This window comes from Hymenobacter swuensis DY53 (assembly GCF_000576555.1).
In the GTDB taxonomy this organism is placed as follows: domain Bacteria; phylum Bacteroidota; class Bacteroidia; order Cytophagales; family Hymenobacteraceae; genus Hymenobacter; species Hymenobacter swuensis.
The window spans coordinates 1,941,843-1,960,302 of record NZ_CP007145.1; the positions used below are offsets into that span (position 1 = coordinate 1,941,843).

12 protein-coding genes are annotated in these 18,460 nt (G+C 62.4%); 7 read left to right on the forward strand and 5 right to left on the reverse strand.

Annotation, left to right across the window (positions count from 1 at the left end; genetic code table 11):
- Positions 1 to 101 precede the first annotated feature (101 nt).
- Positions 102 to 4,619, reverse strand: coding sequence for a glutamate synthase large subunit (gene gltB, locus HSW_RS09695; protein WP_044001771.1), 4,518 nt, complete (start codon positions 4,617 to 4,619; stop codon positions 102 to 104).
- A 247-nt stretch (positions 4,620 to 4,866) separates the two neighbouring features.
- On the opposite strand from gltB, the gene HSW_RS09700 reads away from it, so the two are divergent.
- The 6 genes from HSW_RS09700 to HSW_RS09725 all read left to right on the forward strand — a co-directional run bounded on the left by HSW_RS09700 (position 4,867) and on the right by HSW_RS09725 (position 12,768).
- Positions 4,867 to 5,223, forward strand: a complete 357-nt coding sequence (locus HSW_RS09700; protein ID WP_044001772.1) for a winged helix-turn-helix domain-containing protein — start codon at positions 4,867 to 4,869, stop codon at positions 5,221 to 5,223.
- Between the two features lie 132 nt (positions 5,224 to 5,355).
- A complete protein-coding gene (locus tag HSW_RS09705; RefSeq protein WP_044001773.1) occupies positions 5,356 to 7,926 on the forward strand; it encodes a TonB-dependent receptor in 2,571 nt (856 codons plus the stop codon).
- 173 nt (positions 7,927 to 8,099) lie between these two features.
- The gene (locus tag HSW_RS09710) at positions 8,100 to 8,678 is read left to right on the forward strand and encodes a Crp/Fnr family transcriptional regulator (RefSeq protein WP_044001774.1); all 579 of its coding nucleotides are present in this window, start codon (positions 8,100 to 8,102) and stop codon (positions 8,676 to 8,678) included.
- A 303-nt stretch (positions 8,679 to 8,981) separates the two neighbouring features.
- The gene (locus HSW_RS09715; protein WP_044001775.1) at positions 8,982 to 9,515 is read left to right on the forward strand and encodes a (2Fe-2S)-binding protein; all 534 of its coding nucleotides are present in this window, start codon (positions 8,982 to 8,984) and stop codon (positions 9,513 to 9,515) included.
- A complete protein-coding gene (locus tag HSW_RS09720; RefSeq protein ID WP_044001776.1) occupies positions 9,515 to 10,537 on the forward strand; it encodes an FAD binding domain-containing protein in 1,023 nt (340 codons plus the stop codon). Before HSW_RS09715 ends, HSW_RS09720 begins: the two co-directional genes overlap by 1 nt.
- Entirely contained in the window at positions 10,534 to 12,768 is a 2,235-nt protein-coding gene (locus HSW_RS09725) for a xanthine dehydrogenase family protein molybdopterin-binding subunit (RefSeq protein ID WP_044001777.1), read from the forward strand. Before HSW_RS09720 ends, HSW_RS09725 begins: the two co-directional genes overlap by 4 nt.
- 74 nt (positions 12,769 to 12,842) lie before the next feature.
- Here the strand turns inward: HSW_RS09725 and HSW_RS23475 are convergent, their stop codons facing one another.
- Together HSW_RS23475 and HSW_RS09730 are read right to left on the reverse strand one after the other, a co-directional pair.
- The gene (locus HSW_RS23475; protein ID WP_071883090.1) at positions 12,843 to 14,012 is read right to left on the reverse strand and encodes a DUF3800 domain-containing protein; all 1,170 of its coding nucleotides are present in this window, start codon (positions 14,010 to 14,012) and stop codon (positions 12,843 to 12,845) included.
- A 62-nt stretch (positions 14,013 to 14,074) separates the two neighbouring features.
- The gene (locus tag HSW_RS09730; protein WP_044001778.1) at positions 14,075 to 15,256 is read right to left on the reverse strand and encodes an MFS transporter; all 1,182 of its coding nucleotides are present in this window, start codon (positions 15,254 to 15,256) and stop codon (positions 14,075 to 14,077) included.
- A 135-nt stretch (positions 15,257 to 15,391) separates the two neighbouring features.
- On the opposite strand from HSW_RS09730, the gene HSW_RS09735 reads away from it, so the two are divergent.
- Entirely contained in the window at positions 15,392 to 15,691 is a 300-nt protein-coding gene (locus HSW_RS09735) for a putative quinol monooxygenase (protein ID WP_044001779.1), read from the forward strand.
- A 310-nt stretch (positions 15,692 to 16,001) separates the two neighbouring features.
- Here HSW_RS09735 and HSW_RS09740 read toward each other — a convergent pair whose 3' ends face one another.
- Positions 16,002 to 16,931, reverse strand: coding sequence for a carbohydrate kinase family protein (locus HSW_RS09740; RefSeq protein WP_052346304.1), 930 nt, complete (start codon positions 16,929 to 16,931; stop codon positions 16,002 to 16,004).
- A gap of 264 nt (positions 16,932 to 17,195) precedes the next feature.
- Positions 17,196 to 18,395, reverse strand: coding sequence for a glycoside hydrolase 100 family protein (locus tag HSW_RS09745; protein WP_052346305.1), 1,200 nt, complete (start codon positions 18,393 to 18,395; stop codon positions 17,196 to 17,198).
- Positions 18,396 to 18,460: the final 65 nt, after the last annotated feature.

Sequence of the window (18,460 nt, forward strand, 5' to 3'; positions counted from 1 at the left end):
TTTTTGGTGCGTGGTGCTGGTGGCCCGGGCCTGCTGGTGTGCGTTCTGGCGGCTCGTTCTGACGGGAGACGCGAAGTGTCGCGTCTCTACAGCCATTGGCGTTACCCCACCGCTACCCGGGCCTTCTGCAGCACCTTTTTGTATTCACTCGGGAACACCTTCACGAACTTGCCGGCTTCCTCGGGCCAGTTGGCGAGCAGGAAGGCGGCCAACTGGCTGCCGGTGAGCTCGTGGTGCTGGCGGAGCAGGTGCTGGATGTGGGTTTCGTCATCGGCGTCGAGTGGGTCGAGCTCCACCATTTCGGGGTTGCAATTTTGGGGGAAGGAGCCGTCGGCGTCGTACACCCAGGCAATGCCCCCGCTCATGCCGGCGGCGAAGTTGCGGCCGGTGCGGCCCAGGATGAGGGCCCGGCCGCCCGTCATGTACTCGCAGCCATGGTCGCCCACGCCCTCCACTACGGCCGTGGCCCCGGAGTTGCGCACCGCAAACCGCTCCCCGGCCTGCCCGCGCACAAACAGCTCGCCAGAAGTAGCCCCGTACAGCGCCACGTTGCCGATGATGATGTTCTGCTCGGGCGCAAACCGGGCGTCGGGGGCGGGGTGGATGATGAGGCGAGCCCCGCTCAGGCCCTTGCCCACGTAATCGTTGGCCTCGCCTTCGAGTCGGAAGCTCAGCCCCCGCACGCTGAAGGCCCCGAAGCTCTGCCCCGCCGACCCGCGGAAGGTGTACTCGATGGTGCCCTCGGGCAGCCCGGCGGCGTGGTAGCGCTTGGTGATTTCGTTGGAAAGTAGCGTGCCGATGGTGCGGTTGGTGTTGCACACGGCAAAATCGGCCCGCACGGGCTGCTGGAAGTCCAGGGCCGGACGGGCGTGCTCCAGCAGCTGCCAGTCGAGGATGTGCTGGAGGCCGTGGTCCTGGGCCTCGCTCTGGTGCAGGGTGCTGCCGGCCGCGGGGGAGGTCAGGTACAGCAGGTCGCGCAGGTCGAGGTGGCGGGCTTTCCAGTGCGTGATGTCGGGGCGAGGCTTCAGGAACTGGGCCCGGCCCACCATCTCGTTCACGGTGCGGAAGCCCAGCTCAGCCATGATTTCGCGCAGCTCCTCGGCCAGGAAGCGGAACAGGTTCACGATGTGCTCGGGCTGCCCGCTGAACAGGCGGCGCAGCTCGGGGTCCTGGGTGGCCACGCCCACGGGACAGGTGTTGAGGTGGCATTTGCGCATCATCACGCAGCCCCCGGCCACCAGCGCGGCAGTGGCCACGCCCCATTCCTCGGCCCCCAGCAGGGTGGCAATGGCCAGGTCGCGGCCGGTTTTCAGCTGGCCGTCGGCCTGCAATACCACGCGGCTGCGGAGCTGGTTGCGCACCAGCGTCTGGTGGGCTTCGGCCAGGCCTAGCTCCCAGGGCAGCCCGGCGTGGCGGATGCTGCTCAGGGGCGAAGCGCCGGTGCCACCATCAAAGCCCGCAATCAGAATCACGTCGGCGTGGGCCTTGGCAACGCCGGCCGCAATGGTGCCCACGCCCGCCTTGCTCACCAGCTTCACGTTGATGCGGGCGGCGCGGTTGGCATTCTTGAGGTCGAAAATCAGCTGGGCCAGATCCTCGATGGAGTAGATGTCGTGGTGGGGCGGGGGCGAGATGAGGCCGACGCCGGGCGTGGCGTGGCGCACTTTCGCAATCCACTCGTCTACCTTGTGGCCGGGCAGCTGGCCGCCTTCGCCGGGCTTGGCACCCTGGGCCATCTTGATCTGCAGCTCGTCGGCGTTGGTGAGGTAGTGGGCCGTGACGCCAAAGCGGGCCGAGGCCACCTGCTTGATGGCCGAGCGCATGGAGTCGCCGTTGGGCATCTGCTCGTAGCGCATGGGGTCCTCGCCGCCCTCGCCGGTGTTGCTCTTGCCCCCGATGCGGTTCATGGCAATGGCCAGGGTGCTGTGGGCCTCGTGCGAAATCGAGCCAAACGACATGGCCCCGGTGGCAAAGCGCCGCATAATGCTTTCGGCCGGCTCCACCTCCGTTAGCGGCACGGCCGGGCGGTGGTGGGCAAAATCCAGCAGGCCGCGCAGGGTGAAGGTCCCTTTGCCAGGCTCGTTCACCAGCCGGGCGTAGCGTTGGTAGGTGGCGTAGGAGTTGGTGCGGGTGGCGTGCTGCAGCAGGTGCACGGTTTCGGGGTTGAACTGGTGGGCCTCGCCCCGCCGCCGCCACTGGTACACGCCGCCCTCGGGCAGCAGGTTTTGCTCTTCGAGCGTGCTGCTCCTGAAGCCCTGGAAGTGCTTGAACAGCGTTTCGCGGGCAATTTCATCGAGCCCCAGCCCGCCAATGCGCGTCACGGCCCCGGTGAAGTACTGGTCCACCACCTCGCGGTTCAGCCCCAGAATCTCGAACACCTGCGCGCCGTGGTAACTCTGCAGGGTGCTGATGCCCATTTTGGAGAAGATTTTCAGCAGCCCGTCGCACACCGCCTTCTGGTAGTTGGCTTCCAGCTTGGGCACGCTCAGACCCGCGCCCAGCCGGCCCTCGTAGTGCAGGGTGCGAATGGTGCTGAGCGCCAGGTACGGGTTGATGGCCGTGGCCCCGAAAGCCAGCAGACAGGCAAAATGGTGCACCTCCCAGGCGTCGCCGGCTTCCACCACCAGCCCCACCGAGCCCCGGTAACCCTTCCGAATCAGGTGGTGATGCACCGCCGATACCGCCAGCAGCGAGGGAACGGCGGCGTGCTCCGAGTCCAGGGCTCGGTCCGACAGAATCAGCACCTCAAACCCGTCGTCCACCGCATCCTCGGCGTAGCGGCAGAGGCGGGCCAGGCCGGCGGCCAGCGCCCCCGGCTTGCCATCGGCCCGGAAGTAGGTGTTGATGGTTTTGGCGTTGAACAGGCCCGTATCGATGCTGCGCAGCTTTTCCAGCTCGTGGTTGGTGAGGATGGGCTGGCGCAGGGCCACGCAGTGGCAATGCATCTTGTCCTCGTCGAGGATGTTGCCGTTGTTGCCGATGAAGGTGGCCAGGCTCATCACCAGCCGCTCCCGGATGGGGTCAATGGGCGGGTTGGTGACCTGGGCGAAGAACTGCTTGAAGTAGCTGCTCAGGTGCTGGGGCTGGTCAGACAGCACCGCCAGCGGCGAATCGACACCCATGGAGCCGATGGGCTCCTTGCCCTCCACGGCCATGGGCGTGAGAATGGTGTCGATGTCCTCGCGAGTGTAGCCGAACACCTGGTGGTACTTGAACACCGACTCGGCCGACAAATCGGTAAACACCAGTCGGGGCTCGGGCAGCTCCTCCAGCCGAATCTGGTACTCGCTCAGCCACTGGCCGTAGGGCTGACAACTGGCGGCCTGGGTTTTCAGCTCCTCGTCGGTGATAATCTGGCCCGCCACGGTATCAATCAGCAGCATTTTGCCGGGCTGCAGGCGGCCCTTGCGCACCACCCGGGCCTCGGGCAGGCCCGCGCCCAGCACCCCGGCCTCGGAGGCCACCAGCACCCGGCCGTCGTCGGTGACGGCATAGCGCAGGGGGCGTAGGCCGTTGCGGTCCAGCATGGCCCCTACCATGCGGCCATCGGTGAACAGCAGCGCCGCGGGGCCGTCCCAGGGCGCCATAAACGTGGCATGGAACTCGTAGAAGGCCTTTTTGAGCGGGTCCATCTGCTCGTTGCCGTCCCAGGCTTCGGGCACCAGCATCATCATCACCTGCGGCAGGCTGCGGCCGCAGTGCAGCAGCAGCTCCACAATGTTGTCGAGGCAGGCTGAGTCCGACTGGCCGGAGTCGATGACGGGCAGCAGAATCTCCATTTCCTCGGCCGAGAAGTAGGGCGAGAGGTAGGAGGGCAGGCCGGCGTAAAACCAGTTGAGGTTGCCGCGCAGGGTGTTGATTTCGCCGTTGTGAGCCAGCAGCCGGAAAGGTTGGGCCAGCCGCCAGCTGGGGAAGGTGTTGGTGGAAAACCGGCTGTGCACCAGCCCCAACCCCGACGTTACGCGCTGGTCTGACAGCTCGGGGAAGTAGCCGCGCACCTGGTAGGTCGTCAGCTGGCCCTTGTAGATGATAACCCGACAGGAAAACGACGTGAAGTAGACTTCCTCCTGGGGCAGCTGGGCGGCGGTTTCGTGGCTGATGAGGCGGCGCAGCACGTAGAGCTTGCGCTCAAACTCCTCGGGCGTGTGCACGCCGGCGGGTCGGCCCACAAACACCTGCTCCACGGCCGGCTCGGCGGCCAGGGCCGTGGGGCCGATGCCGGCGGGGTTCACCGGCACCGGCCGGTAGCCCAGCACCGGGAAGCCCAGCCGGGCGGCGGCCTGGTTAATAAGGTCGCGGCTGATGTGGCGCAGGGCCTCGTTTTTGGGCAGAAAGGCCATGCCCACGCCGTACTCGCCGGGCTCGGGCAGGCGGATGCCCAGCGTGGTGCACTCCTCCAGCAGAAACCAGTGGGGCAGCTGCAGCAGCAGGCCGGCCCCGTCGCCGGAGTCGGCGTCGCAGCCGCAGGCCCCGCGGTGCTCCATGTTTTCCAGAATCGTCAGCGCATCGGCCACAATCTGGTGCGAGCGGCGGCCGTCCACGTAAGCAATAAAGCCAGTGCCGCAGGCGTCGTGTTCAAATTCGGGGCGGTATAGTCCTTGCGGGGCAGTTTGCTCCATCGGAAAGGGTCGGTTGATCAAAGCGAGGAAATGACCCCGGCGGTAGGTCAAAAACCCAGTATACCGCTGCCACTACCTTTCAACCATGCCGGATGGCGCTGCTCTCCGGTTTCAAACCCCGGCCTCCGCTCGGAGTAGCGTCATCTTAAATTGGCGTTAAGCGGGTTGCAAACACTGTTTTGGTACGGATGAGCTAAACTCTGCTCTACGATTTCCAACCCTCGCCCAAACCCCGATATTTGCCCGTATGAAAGACCTGCTGCGCCCCGACCTGACCTTCCGCCTCACCGGCCGCCTGTGGGTGGAATCTGCGGACGACCGGTTCATGGGCATCGGGCGGCTGGAATTGCTGCGCCAGATTCAGCAGCACGGCTCCATCTCGAAAGCTGCGCAGGAAATGGGCATGTCGTACAAGCGGGCCTGGGATTTGGTGTCGTCCCTGAACGCCCAGGGTTCGCGGCCTTTGGTGCTCACCCAAACCGGCGGCAAGCGCGGCGGCGGCACCGTGGTAACGCCCGAGGGGGAAGCCCTGATTGCGGAGTTTGAGGCCCTGCAGACTCGTTTTCAGGCGTTTATGGCGGCGGAGGCGGCGCGGCTGTTTTAGCGTTGGTTTTCGCGCAGTGGCTCGCGGTGGTTGGCATAGTGTCTCGCAGTGAGCGGCCTCCGCAAACTACTGCGAGCCACTGCGTGAAAACCTCCCGCCCAGTTATTCGTTATGTTTGGGAAAATATAACGCATGAAACACGTTACGCCTGCTCTGTTGTTGCTTCCGATACTGGCCCACGCCCAGACCCCCGCCGACACCACGCGGCTGGGGGAGGTGGTGGTGACGGCCTCGAAGGTGGAGGAAAGCATCCTGCAGTCGCCCGTAACAGTGGAGAAGCTCAACGCCCGGCAGCTGCGGCTTACGCCCGCGGCCTCGTTTTTCGACGCCATTGAGCACCTGAAGGGCGTGCAGATGATTACGCCCAGCCTGGGGTTTCGGGTGCTGAACGCCCGGGGCTTCAGCAACACCACCAACGTGCGCTTCGCTCAGCTCGTGGACGGCATCGACAACCAGGCCCCGCACATTGGCGGGCCCATCGGGAACGTGCTGGGGCCTAGCGACCTGGATATTCAGGCGGTGGAGTTGGTGCCGGGCACGGCCGCGGCGCTGTACGGGCTCAACGCCATCAACGGGCTGGTCAACTTCAGCACCCGCAACCCGTTCCGCAGCCCCGGCCTGAGCGTGCAGCAGAAGGTGGGCATCAACCACCTCAACGACCCGGCCACCGGCGCGCACACCTTTTCCGAAACGAGTGTGCGCTACGCCCGGGTGCTGGGCCCGAAGTGGGCGGTGAAGGTGAACGGCACCTACCTGCGCGGCTACGACTGGATTGCCCGCGACCCGACCGACATCAACCCCAACGGCAACGCCACCACGGGTCTGCTGGGGGCCGATAACCCGGCCCGCGACCCGGTGAGCAGCTACGGCAACGAATCGTCGAACCGCTCGACGCTGACGCTGGGGGGTAAAAGCTACCAGGTAGCCCGCACCGGTTACCGGGAGCAGGACGTGACCGACTACCAGCTGCAAACCCTGAAGTACGACGCGGCCCTGCACTACAAGCTTTCGGGCAAAACAGAGCTGGCCTACACCTACCGCGGGGCCAACTTCGACAACGTGTACCAGCGCAGCAACCGGTTCCGGCTAGAGAACTACCACCTGCAGCAGCACGCGTTGCAGCTCACCAGCCCCGTGGTGCAGGCCCGCGCCTACTTCACGCAGGAAAATACCGGCCGCAGCTACAACCTGCGCAGCATGGCCGAAAACCTGGACCGCAGCTTCAAGCCCGATGCCCGCTGGAACCAGGACTACACCGCCGCCTGGAACGCCGCCGCGCAGGCCGGCCAGTCGGTTGCGCAGGCCCACGCCGCGGCCCGCGTCGCCGCCGATGCTGGTCGTCTGCAGCCCGGCACGCCGGAGTTCCAGCAGCGCCTGCGCGAGCTGGCCGACATCAACAACTGGGACCAGGGCGCGGCCCTGCGTGTGCAGGCCGATTTGCTGCACCTGGAAGGCCAGTTGAACCTCGGCGAAGCCCTGCGCCGGCGCGGTGGCAAAAGCCTGCCTGCTTGGGCTGACGTGCTGCTGGGCCTCGACCACCGCACCTACTTCATTCAGCCCGACGGCAACTACTTCATCAACCCCGAAAAAGGGGAGGACCCCTACAGCACGCTCACGTATGGCAAAACCGGCGGCTTCGTGCAGGCCGGGGCGCGGCTGTGGCAGGAGAAAGTGCGCCTGACGGCCACGCTGCGGGCCGATAAGAACGACTATTTCAGCACCCGTTTCAACCCCCGCCTCACGGCCGTGTACTCGCCCACCCAGCGCCACAACTTCCGGGTAAGCTATCAGAGCGGCTACCGGTTTCCGAGCCTGTTTGAAGGGTTTTCCAACGTGAACAGCGGGCAGGTGAAGCGCATTGGGGGGCTCCGGGTGATGTCGGACGGGGTGTTTGAGAACAGCTACCTGCGCAGCTCCATTGATGCCTTTAATGCGGCCGTGACGCGGGGCGTGAACACCGGCGGCCTCTCGCGCAGCCAGGCCATCAGCCAGAACCAGGGCCTGCTAGTGAAGAACCCCTACACCTACCTGCGGCCCGAGCACATCAACTCCATCGAGCTGGGCTACAAAGCGGCGCTGCTGCCCGGCGGCCGCCTGCTGGCCGACGTGGATTTCTACTCCAACACCTACCGCGACTTTATTGCCCAGGTGGAAGCCTACGTGCCTTTGGATGCCACCGGCCAGCCCCTGCCCCCCGGCTCCGACCTCAACCCCATAGCCACTGCCCTAAGCGCCCGCGCCGGTCAGGCCCGCTACCGCCTCTGGACGAACTCCCGCAGCCGGGTGTACAACTACGGCGGCTCATTAGGACTGCGCTACGAGGTGGCGGGAGGTTACCTGGCCGGGGCCAGTGCCACCTACGCCCGCCTGCGCCGCACCGAGTCGGGCGACGGGCTGGAGGACAGCTTCAACACGCCGCGCTGGGCCGCCAACGTGAGCCTGGGCAACGAAAACGTGGCCCACAACTTCGGTTTTGGCCTCAACTACCACTGGCAGCAGTGCTACTACTCCCAAACCTTCCTGGTAACCGGCTACGTGCCCGCCTACGGCACCCTCGACGCCCAGCTCAGTTACCGCCTGCCCGAACCCAACCTGCGCTTCAAGCTAGGAGCCAGCAACGTACTTAACCACTACTACGTGAGCTACCTCGGTGGCCCCAGCGTGGGCGGTCTATATTATCTGCAGCTCACGTACGGCTTATAAGAAGCTAGAAAACTAGTTTCCCTCCTTGGAAAGGAGGGGCTAGGGGTGGTTGACCTGCGTTAGAATATCAACTAGAAATTAACTCTAGTAACCGTTCAACGAATTAACCACCCCTAGCCCCTCCTTTCCAAGGAGGGAAACTAGCTTTTATTCTTAGCTCTAATTTTAGCCTCATGCTTGACGCCCTCCGCACGTATTTCCACGGCAAGCTCCCGCTTACCGAAACCCAGTTTACCACTTTGGCTAGCCTTCTGACGCCGCGGCGGCTGGCGAAGGGAGAGGTGCTGGGGCGGCAGGGCGAGCTGGCCCGCTTCGGGGTGTTTGTGGTGCGGGGCTGTTTGCGCAGCTACGTGACGGATACGCGGCACAAGGAACACATCCTGCAGTTTGCCCCCGAGAACTGGTGGATTGCCGATCAGCACAGCCTGCGCCACCACGAGCCCGCCCTGTTTGCCATTGATGCGCTGGAAGACTCGGAGGTGCTGCTGTTTGGGGCCGGATTTTACGCGCAGCTCTCAGCATTTGGACCGGAGTTTCAGGCTCTTTTTTACGAGTTGCTGCAGCGGAGCCTAGTGGCTATGCAGCGCCGGCTGATTGGGGTACTAAGCGCCCCGGCCGAGGTACGATATCGGGAGTTTCAACAGCTCTATCCCACGCTGGCCCGGCGGCTGCCGCAGCGACATATTGCCGCCTATCTGGGCATTACACCCGAGTCGCTGAGCCGGCTGCGGGCGGGCCGGAACCGGGGGTAAAAGGTGGGAGTTTGCTGGCGTTGTATTTCAATAAATATGACGAAATATAGAACAAATGCAGGATGTTGACTTGCGAATAGGGAAGATATTTAGACTAAATCTGGATACGGGGCTAATGAGTTGATAAATAAGGGGCCGGCAGGTGAGAAGCGTAAGGATAGGATTTTGTACAGGAGAAATACGGCGGAAAGCATAACGCTAACCCGGCAGCTAGCGTAAGTCATTCAAGCTCTATCAGGGCTCAGGGCCTAAGCCTGAGTTAGAGCCTCTGCGTATCTACTCCATCACCCCAACCTTCTTTCTATGACCCAGCAACCGACCAACTCCGCAGCTCCCGCTGACGGGGTGGCCGCGCCGCCGCCTACCGGCCCGGTTCGCCTCACCATCAACGGTCAGCAGCACACCCTCCAGATTGCCCCCTGGACCACCCTGCTTGACGCCCTGCGCGAGTACCTTAACTTGACCGGCACCAAAAAAGGCTGCGACCATGGCCAGTGCGGGGCCTGCACGGTGCTGGTCGATGGCAAGCGCATCAACAGCTGCCTTTCCCTGGCCGTGATGCACGAGGGTGACGAAATCACCACCATCGAAGGGCTGGGCACGCAGGAAAACCTGCACCCGCTGCAGCAGGCCTTCGTCGACCACGACGCTTTCCAGTGCGGCTACTGCACGCCCGGCCAGATCTGCTCTGCCCAGGGCCTCATCAATGAGGGGCGTGCCCACACCGAGGATGAAATCCGGGAGCATATGAGCGGCAATGTGTGCCGTTGCGGTGCCTACGTAGGCATTCTGAATGCTGTGAAGGAAGTAGTAGACGCTCAACCCGCCAAGCACTAATGAACAGTTTTACCTACCACCGCGCTACGGCCGTCGAGGACGCCGTGCGCGACAAAGCGGGGCACACCGACTCAGCCTACATTGGGGGCGGCACCAACCTCATCGATTTGATGAAGGAAAACGTGGAGCGCCCCGCCCACCTGGTAAGCGTGGGCAAGCTGCCCCTCGCCGACATTGAAAACCTGCCCGACGGCGGCCTGCGCCTCGGTGCTACCGCCACCAACGCCGACACGGCTTGGCACGACGACGTGAAAAGCCGCTACCCGCTGCTCAACCAGGCTATTCTGGCCGGAGCCTCGCCGCAGCTGCGCAACATGGCCACCAACGGCGGCAACCTCATGCAGCGCACCCGCTGCTACTATTTCTACGACCTGGCCACGCCCTGCAACAAGCGGGAACCGGGCTCGGGCTGCTCGGCCATTGGCGGCTACAACCGCGTGTGCGGCATTCTGGGCACCAGTGAGTCGTGCATTGCCACGCACCCGAGTGATATGTGCGTGGCGCTGGCGGCGCTGGCCCCCACGGTGCGCGTGAGCGGGCCCAATGGGGAGCGGAGCATTGCCTTTGACGACTTCCACCGCCTGCCCGGCAACCAGCCCGAAAAAGACAACACCTTGGAGCCCGGCGAGCTGATTGTCAGCCTCGATTTGCCGGCCAAGGGCTTCGAGAAGAACTTTAGCTACCTGAAGCTGCGCGACCGGAGTAGCTACGCCTTCGCCCTGATTTCGGTGGCGGCGGGTCTGGAGCTCGACGGCAACACCATCACGGATGCGCGCCTGGCCCTCGGCGGCGTGGCCCACAAGCCCTGGCGCGACCAGGAGGCCGAAAACCTGCTTAAAGGGCAGCCGGCCACCGTGGAAACCTTTGCCCGCGTAGCGGCCAAAGTAGTGGAAAACGCTCAGGGCTATGGCTCCAACGACTTCAAGATTGAGCTGGCCAAGCGCGCCATTGTGCGGGCCCTCAAGCAGGCCGCCGAAGGCTCGCAAACCGCATCCGACGTCTTTCTAAACTCGAATCCATGAGCACGACCAACCATATAGGCAAGCCCACCAGTCGCGTTGATGGTCCGGCGAAAGTAACCGGCGCGGCCAAGTACTCGGCTGAGTTCAACGTGCCCGACCTAACCTACGGCTGGGTGATCAGCAGCCCTATTGCCAAGGGCAAAATCACCAAAATTCACGCCGATGAGGTGCTGGCGCTGCCCGGCGTGCTCAAGATATTCTCGCACGAGAACGTACCGTCACTGGCCTGGTTTGACCGCAGCTACAAAGACCAGGTAGCCCCCGGCGGCTCACCTTTCCGGCCCCTGCACGACAACGAAATCAAGTTCAGCCAGCAGCCGGTGGCGCTGATTATAGCCGAGAACTTCGAGGTGGCCCGCTACGCGGCATCGTTGCTGCGCATCGAATACCAGGAAGAAAAGCACGAAACCAGCCTCGAAACCAAGCGCGAAGAGGGGTACGAGCCCGGCTCGGGTAAAACCGGCTACATGCCGCCGCCGCCCCCCCGCGGCAACCCCGACAAAGCCTGGGAAGAGGCCCCACACCGCATGGAGGCTGAGTACGTGCACGGGGCCCAGCACCACAACCCCATGGAGCTGTTCTCCACTACGGCGCAGTTCCACTCCGATGGCAAAATCACAGCCTACGACAAAACCCAGGGTGTATACAACGTGCAGGCCTACCTTACAAAAATCTTCGGGTTGAAGAAGGACGACTGCCGCGTGGTAAACGAGTACATGGGTGGTGGTTTTGGGGCCGGTTTGCGGCCGCAGTACCAGGTGTTTCTGGCCGTAATGGCGGCGCTGGAGTTGAAACGCTCGGTGCGCGTGACGCTTACGCGCCAGCAGATGTTCTCGTTCGGCCACCGGCCGCACACGCTGCAGTACCTCAAGCTGGCTACCAACGCCGATGGCACCTTGGCCGCCGTGCAGCACCACGCCCTCCACGAAACCTCCCAGTTTGAGGACTACACCGAAAACGTGGTGAACTGGAGCGGCATGCTCTACCAGTGCGACAACGTGAAGCTGGGCTACCAGTTAGCCAAGCTCGACGTGTATACGCCCCTGGACATGCGTGCCCCCGGGGCCGCTACCGGCTCCATCGGGCTGGAAATTGCCATGGACGAAATGGCCTACGAGGCCGGCCTCGACCCGCTGGAGTTCCGCCTGCGCAACTACGCGGAGATGGACCAGAACATGAAAAAGCCCTTCTCCAGCAAGAAGCTGCGCGACTGCTACCACCAGGGCGCGGCCAAGTTCGGTTGGGAGAAGAGGACCCAGGCCCCGGGCTCCATGCGCGACAAAGATGGCAAGCTGATTGGCTGGGGCATTGGCGGCGGCGTGTGGGATGCTTCCCAGATGAAGTCGGCTGCCAAGGCCAGCATCACCGCCGACGGGCACCTGACGGTATCCAGCGCGGCCGGCGAAAACGGCACCGGCACCTACACCATCATGACGCAGATTGCGGCCGAAACGCTGGGTCTGCCCATCGAGGCCGTCACCTTCAAGCTCGGCGACACCGACCTGCCCGAGGCCCCGCTGCAGGGCGGCTCCTGGACGGCCGCTTCGGTGGGCACGGCCGTGAAGAACACCTGCGAGGCCCTGGGTGAAAAGCTGCTCAAGCTGGCCCAGAAGATGGACGACTCGCCCCTGAAAGGCGCCAAGCTGGAAGACGTGGAGTTCGTGAGCGGCCAGATCCGGCTGCGCACCGATGCCAGCCAGTCGGTGGTGTTGCGCGACGTGCTGCAGGCCAGCGGCGAAACCAAGGTAGAAGCCGACAGCTCGGCCATGCCCAACATGCTCAAGCAGCAGCCCTACTCCATGCACTCCCACAACATCGTGTTTGCGGAGGTGAAGGTGGACGAGGAACTGGGCACCGTGCACGTTACGCGCGTGGTGAATGCCGTGGCCGCCGGCCGCATCCTCAACCTCAAAACCGCCCGCTCCCAGGTGCTGGGCTCGGTGGTGTGGGGCATCAGCATGGCGCTGATGGAGGAAACGGTGATGGACCACAAATTCGGCCGCTACATGAACCACAACTTCTCGGAGTACCACGTGCCCGTCAACGCCGACATCCACGACATCGACGTGCTGTTTGTGGAGGAGGAAGACGACATCGTGAACCCGCTGGGCGTGAAAGGCATCGGCGAGGTAGGCATGCTGGGCGTGGCCGCCGCCATCACCAACGCCGTGTTCCACGCCACCGGCAAGCGCGTCCGCGACTTACCCGTGATGATTGACAAGCTGCTGTAACCGCCGCCGCTTGCCGTAACGCAAACCGCCCCGTAACCGTGAGGTTGCGGGGCGGTTTTGTGTGTGGTAATTTCTTATGGCAAAGCCATTAGTAGCTCTCGTAGCCTCTTTAATGTTTCATCCTTTTCGATAGGATTTATCTTGTTAAATGAATAGGATGAAAGAGAGTCATTGATGATTTTAACTTTGTTAAGCATAGGCACGACGTATTTTAAAAAGTGATTAAAATGTTCTCTAATATCATTGTATGAATTTGCTAGCTTGTATCCGGGTTTTCCAGAATGGCTTATTATGAATATGCCTTCAAATCTTAAATCTCTTATTAACGTCCTAAGCTTTTCTACTGAAAAACCTGAAACGAATTGTTCGATATAGTTTGATAGCTCATGTGTAGGGGTTAATCTGCTTGGATTTATTTCATTTTGTAATCTGAGATAATTTAGTAGTAAGTGTTTCTCTCTGCTTGTGTTTTTTGAATTGAGGTGCTCGGATATAGATTGTAAATTTATTTTTCTGATTTCACTATCAATAGTTTGGTTATGATCGAGGGAGTATATTATTGGAGTTGAGTCAAAGGGGAAATATTCAACAGATGTTCTTGGCTGGATTACTTGAAATAGTTCTCTGGCTTTTTCGTGTGCATGGCTTGCGCAGAATATTTTGCCGACACAGCCTGAGATAAAATCTGCAACTTGTACTAACTTCTCTCCAGAAATATCGTCTGTCAATTCAAAAAATCTATCTGGGTAAAACAGGTCTCTTTGAATGGCGTTAGTTTGGATGTAATTATTCAGTTCACTTCTAAAATCTGTTCCTATAGAATCAGACCATATGTGATATCTAGTGAACTTTTGATTGTATTTTGCGACAAATAGGCTTTCGAAGTATTTATAAAATACTTTTTTGTTCTTCAATCCTTCACTCGTTATTGCAGATTTGTCTACAATAAGCGAATTTATAGTAAAATCTAAATTTTCTACTAGATACTTGAGTATGTTGACTCTTTTGTCAAATTGCTTTTCTTTAATATTAGATGATTTGATATTGGGTCCTAATCTGAATACATGACAAATATCCTCTCTGATCTTTTTTGCTTTATCATAGTCCTTGCTATCGATGACTACAGCTGTGTATATAAAATGAGAGAATGTTCCATTCTTGGAGAGGTCTGTGTGTGAATTGCCAAACTCATCAATAAATATATTGGCAAATCTATCATCGTTGTTGCTGTCGAAACTTGTCATTGAGGTTATACTAGAACGTTGGCTATTCTGCTACTGCAAGATATGAACATGATCTTGTTGATCTAATGTGTTTTAACTGCTTCTACCCGCTTTCCCCGCCACAACGCCCACAGCCCCAGCGCCGGGCCGAGGGCCAGGGGCAGCAGCAGCAGCTGAGGCGGCAGGCGCGGGGCCAGCCAGCCGGTGAGCTGCACGCTGCCGATGGTGAGGGCAAACCCCAGGCAGTTGACGATGGTCAGGGCCGCACCGCGCGATTCGGCGGGGGCGTGCCGGGCCACCAAGGTGGAAAACATGGGCGAGTCGGCCACCACCACCAGCCCCCAGAACGCCAGAAACGCCACCAGCCCCACCGCCGAGCCGCCGCCCAGCACCAGCCCCGAAACCAAACAGCACCCGCCCGATAGCGCCAGCGCCGTGGTGGCTACCCGGGTCGGGCCAAGTCGGCGGGCCAGCAGCCCCGCGCCCACGCAGGCCAAACTGCCCCCGCCAAGTATGCCGAACGAGAGCAGCGGCACCGGCAGCGCCGCCGCCGGGTGCCGCGCCTGAAAGGCAGCCAGCACCATCGGCACAAACGCCCAGAACGCGTACAATTCCCACATGTGCCCGAAGTAGCCCAGCGCCGCCGCCCGAAACTGCGGCTGCCGCAACCCCGCCAGAAACGCCATGAGGCGGGGCCGCTGGCCGGGGCGGCGGTGCGGGCCGTCGGGCACCAGCAGCAGCATGGCTACCCCGCCCAGCACCGTTAGCGCGGAGGTAGCCCCCGTGACATAGTACCACGGCAGGGCCGCCGTGAGGCTGCGCAGCAGGTGCGGAAACGCCGTGCCCAGCACCAGCGCCCCCACCAGCCACCCCAACGAGCGGCCCAGGCCTTCCTGGTAGTAGTCGGCCGCTATTTTCATGCCCACCGGATAGATGCCGGCCAGGAAAAAGCCCGTCAGGAAGCGGCAGGCCAGCAGCCCCTCAGCCCCGAGGCCACTCAGGTGCACGCCCAGGTTGGCGGTGGCCGCCGCCAGCGCACTCACAAAAAACACCCGCGAGGGCGAAAATCGGTCGGCGAGGGCCAGCAGCGCAAACAGCAGCGTGCCACTGATGAAGCCCAGCTGCACGGCGCTGGTGAGGGAGGCCACGGAGCCGGGCGGCAGCCGGAACCGCGCCGCCAGCTCGGGGGCAACGGCATTGCCGGCAAACCACAGCGAGGTGCAGCAAAACTGCGCCCCCACAATGGTGGGAAGAATACGAGACACGAGAGCGGGTGGGAGAGAGAGGGCAGGCGAGAGAGAGGCGCGAAACTACCCAAATTCGTCGGTAAAGGCCCCACCGCAAACAATAGGATGGTGGGGCGGTAGTTAGGGCGTTCCAATCATTAACCCCCTTCCATCATGGCAAAAGTAGGATTGTTCGTGCGTCTCGAAGCGAAGCCCGGCAAAGAGCAGGCCGTGGCCGATTTCCTGCGCGGCGGTCTGGCCCTGGTAGAGCAGGAGCCCGAAACCACCACCTGGTACGGCATTCAGCTGGGCCCATCCACGTTCGGCATTTTCGACACCTTCCCCGACGAGGCTGGCCGCAAGGCCCATCTGGGCGGCAAAGTAGCCGAAGCCCTGTTCGCCCACGCCCCCGACCTGCTGGCCGCCGAGCCCACCATCGAAATGGTAGACGTGCTGGCCTCGAAAGGCGCATAATTCCGCCCCAACACCACCACAGGGCCGCCCCGAAACACCGGTTTCGGGGCGGCCCTGTGCGTAACAAGCAGCAAGGCGTGCAACCATGAGACGCCAACGGCTGCCTGCTTTATGCTGACGGTTGTATGCTGAGCTGTGTCTGAAAACTCCCGAACGGTCATGCTGAGCTTGCCGAAGCATCTCTCCCGCTTCGCCTGAGTACTACTGCAACGAAGCGGGAGAGATGCTTCGGCAAGCTCAGCATGACGGTTCAGGTAGTTTCAAATGACTTTGGCAAACAGAATCGTTAGCAGAGGGGCTTTGAGTTGCGCTACGCCAATTGCCCCTGCAGCCGCCGCGCCGCCGTGCTGATGCCCGCCTGCACGCATTCGGCCACGGTAGCCTGCCGCATCCAGCTTGTCAGGAAGCCGGCCCAGAAGGCGTCGCCAGCCCCGGTAGCGTCCAACACCTGTACGGGGGGCGCGGCCTGGTGCTGCCAGTCGCCGCCCCGGCTGCGGTACCACACCCCATCGGAGCCGCAGGTGAGGCAGAGCACCCGGGCGGGCGTATCGCGCAGAAATTCCCGGGCGGCTTCGGCCGTGGCCGGCACCTTGCCGAAGCGGGCCACATCGTCGAGGCTGACTTTGAGCAGGGGCTCGTAGGCCAAAAGGCGCTGCCACACGTCGGGAGCATTGTCGGCGCGTCGCCAGATGGGGGCGGCGTAGTTCCAGTCTACCGATACCGAGCGGCCCTGGTCGTAGGCGGTAGCCAGGGCCTCCAGAATGTGGTCCTGGGCCGGCTGGCGACTGAGGGCAAAAGCGGTGGTGTGCACCAGTGTAGCCTCTGCAATCAGGGTCGGGTCGATGGGGGGCAAGTACCGGTCGGCGCTGCGGTAGGGGATGAAGGCCGGCGTATCGCGGCTGCGGCCCACTACGATGATGCTGGTGGCGCGGTCGGGCAACTGGTGGACGTGCCGGGTACTGAGGCCGGCGGCCGTCAGGTTGCGCAGCAGAATCTCACCCAGCCCATCCTGCCCCACGGCCGCTACCAGGCAAGCCGTACCGCCGCATCGCTGCACAAACCGACACAGATTGGCCGGACTACCGCCCGCCACCGCCTGTAGAGTCGTTACCTGGGACAAGTCGCCCACAAAATCAGTGGTCAGAATATCCACCAGCGCCTCGCCAATGGCAAGCAGGCGGCCACTGACGGGCTCCGGAGCAGTGACCGGAGCAGCAACGGAAGCAGGAGAAGGGCGCATCGGCAGAAGAAATGAGGTGCGGGTTGGGATTTTGCTAAAATCAGGTTTGAAATGCCAGGCGGAGCGGTTGAGCATCCTGCGGAACGCTTGGACATCCTGCGGGGTGTGTACACGTCACGCGGAGCGTGTGACCGTCATGCTGAGCGGAGCCGAAGCATCTCTACCGCTTCGCCTGCACTGCTTCAACGAAGCGGGAGAGATGCTTCGACAAGCTCAGCATGACGTTCGGTTAAACGCCCAGACTCGTGACTTGACAGTGCGGGCTCATGAGGAAGGAAAAAACAGCCGGCCGCCCCCGGCGTAGGCTTCGGCCAGCAGCTGCCCGGCGGCGCTCCAGGTGCAGTAGGGCACCCCAATGGGGGCGTGGGTGAGGCCGTGGAAGTTTTCGTAGAAGCCCCAGGCCGGACCGGCGGGATTTTGCTGGTTGGCGGTGTGCAGCAACCCGGTGAGCTGATCGGCCAGCGCCGGCTGGCCATGCTGGTGCAGCGCCGCCGCCAGCCACCCGTTCCAGACGGGCCAAAGGCCACCGTTGTGGAACTCGTGCGGGCGGTTGCGGAACTCATAGGCGTAGTTGTCGGTCAGCTCGGCCATGAGGCCGTCCTCGGGCGTGAGGGCCGGGGCGAAGGCCGGCAGCAGAAACTGCCGCTGCTGTAGCTGCTCGTGCAGGTAGGCTAGGAGGGTGGCCTGCTGCGGGGCCGGGCCCAGGTTGAGCAGTAGGGCCAGGGCATTGGCGGCCAGATCAAACTGCCCATACACGCGGGCCGGGTTGAAGCCCATTAGCCAGAACGTGCGCGGCGCGGCTTGGCGTTGGTGCACGAGGTTGGGCGCGTAGAGCGGCTCGGCATCGGGGGCGGCGTCCTCGTTCCAGTAGTTGCGCTCCAGCACCTGCCGGATGGTGGCGGCCTTGGTTAGCCACTCGGGGCGCTGGTAGTGGTGGCCGGCCAGCTCCAGGGTCCACACCCGCAGCAGCTGGTCGTAGAGCACGTAGCCGTGCTGCACGTATTCATCAGCCCAGTCGCCGCTCTGGGGCACGTACACCAGGTGCTTGCCGTTGAACTCCCAGGCCTCCAGCACAGTCAGCCCCCGCTCCACCTGGGGCTGGTAGGTGTCGGCCAGGGTTGTGCTGCCCGTGAGGTGGGCGTGCTGCAGCAGCCCGATGATGGCCCAGCTCACGTTATCGACGCGGCCGCAGTTGCCGCCGTAGCTGGCCTGGCCGGTGCGCGGGTCCACGTTCGAGGCAAAAAAGCCCACCGGGTGCTGGGCCCCAAAAATGGTGCGCAGCGTGGCTTCGGTGGCGGCCAGCAGGTGGTCGTCGCCGGAAAGCAGGGCAGCCAGGCCGGTAATCACGCCGTCGCGCGTCCAGATGCGCTGGTAGTTGCTCACGTCCTGCACGCTGGCCACAAAACCGTACGGCGTGGCGGCGCGGCGCAGAAGCTCAAGGGCGGGTTCGGACTGAAAGGTCATGAAGGAGAAAGTGAGAGTGGGGCCGCGCGAGGGCAAAAGGGGACAGTGGCCTGTAGAGACGCGTA

Excerpts from the sequence above, each read along its gene's own strand:
- HSW_RS09705 (WP_044001773.1), top strand. The coding sequence starts at position 5,356 with ATGAAACACGTTACGCCTGCTCTGTTGTTGCTTCCGATACTGGCCCAC.
- HSW_RS23475 (WP_071883090.1), bottom strand. The coding sequence starts at position 14,012 with ATGACAAGTTTCGACAGCAACAACGATGATAGATTTGCCAATATATTT.
- HSW_RS09735 (WP_044001779.1), top strand. The coding sequence starts at position 15,392 with ATGGCAAAAGTAGGATTGTTCGTGCGTCTCGAAGCGAAGCCCGGCAAA.
- HSW_RS09745 (WP_052346305.1), bottom strand. The coding sequence starts at position 18,395 with ATGACCTTTCAGTCCGAACCCGCCCTTGAGCTTCTGCGCCGCGCCGCC.
- HSW_RS09725 (WP_044001777.1), top strand. The coding sequence starts at position 10,534 with ATGAGCACGACCAACCATATAGGCAAGCCCACCAGTCGCGTTGATGGT.
- HSW_RS09700 (WP_044001772.1), top strand. The coding sequence starts at position 4,867 with ATGAAAGACCTGCTGCGCCCCGACCTGACCTTCCGCCTCACCGGCCGC.
- HSW_RS09715 (WP_044001775.1), top strand. The coding sequence starts at position 8,982 with ATGACCCAGCAACCGACCAACTCCGCAGCTCCCGCTGACGGGGTGGCC.
- HSW_RS09710 (WP_044001774.1), top strand. The coding sequence starts at position 8,100 with ATGCTTGACGCCCTCCGCACGTATTTCCACGGCAAGCTCCCGCTTACC.
- HSW_RS09740 (WP_052346304.1), bottom strand. The coding sequence starts at position 16,931 with ATGCGCCCTTCTCCTGCTTCCGTTGCTGCTCCGGTCACTGCTCCGGAG.
- HSW_RS09720 (WP_044001776.1), top strand. The coding sequence starts at position 9,515 with ATGAACAGTTTTACCTACCACCGCGCTACGGCCGTCGAGGACGCCGTG.
- gltB (WP_044001771.1), bottom strand. The coding sequence starts at position 4,619 with ATGGAGCAAACTGCCCCGCAAGGACTATACCGCCCCGAATTTGAACAC.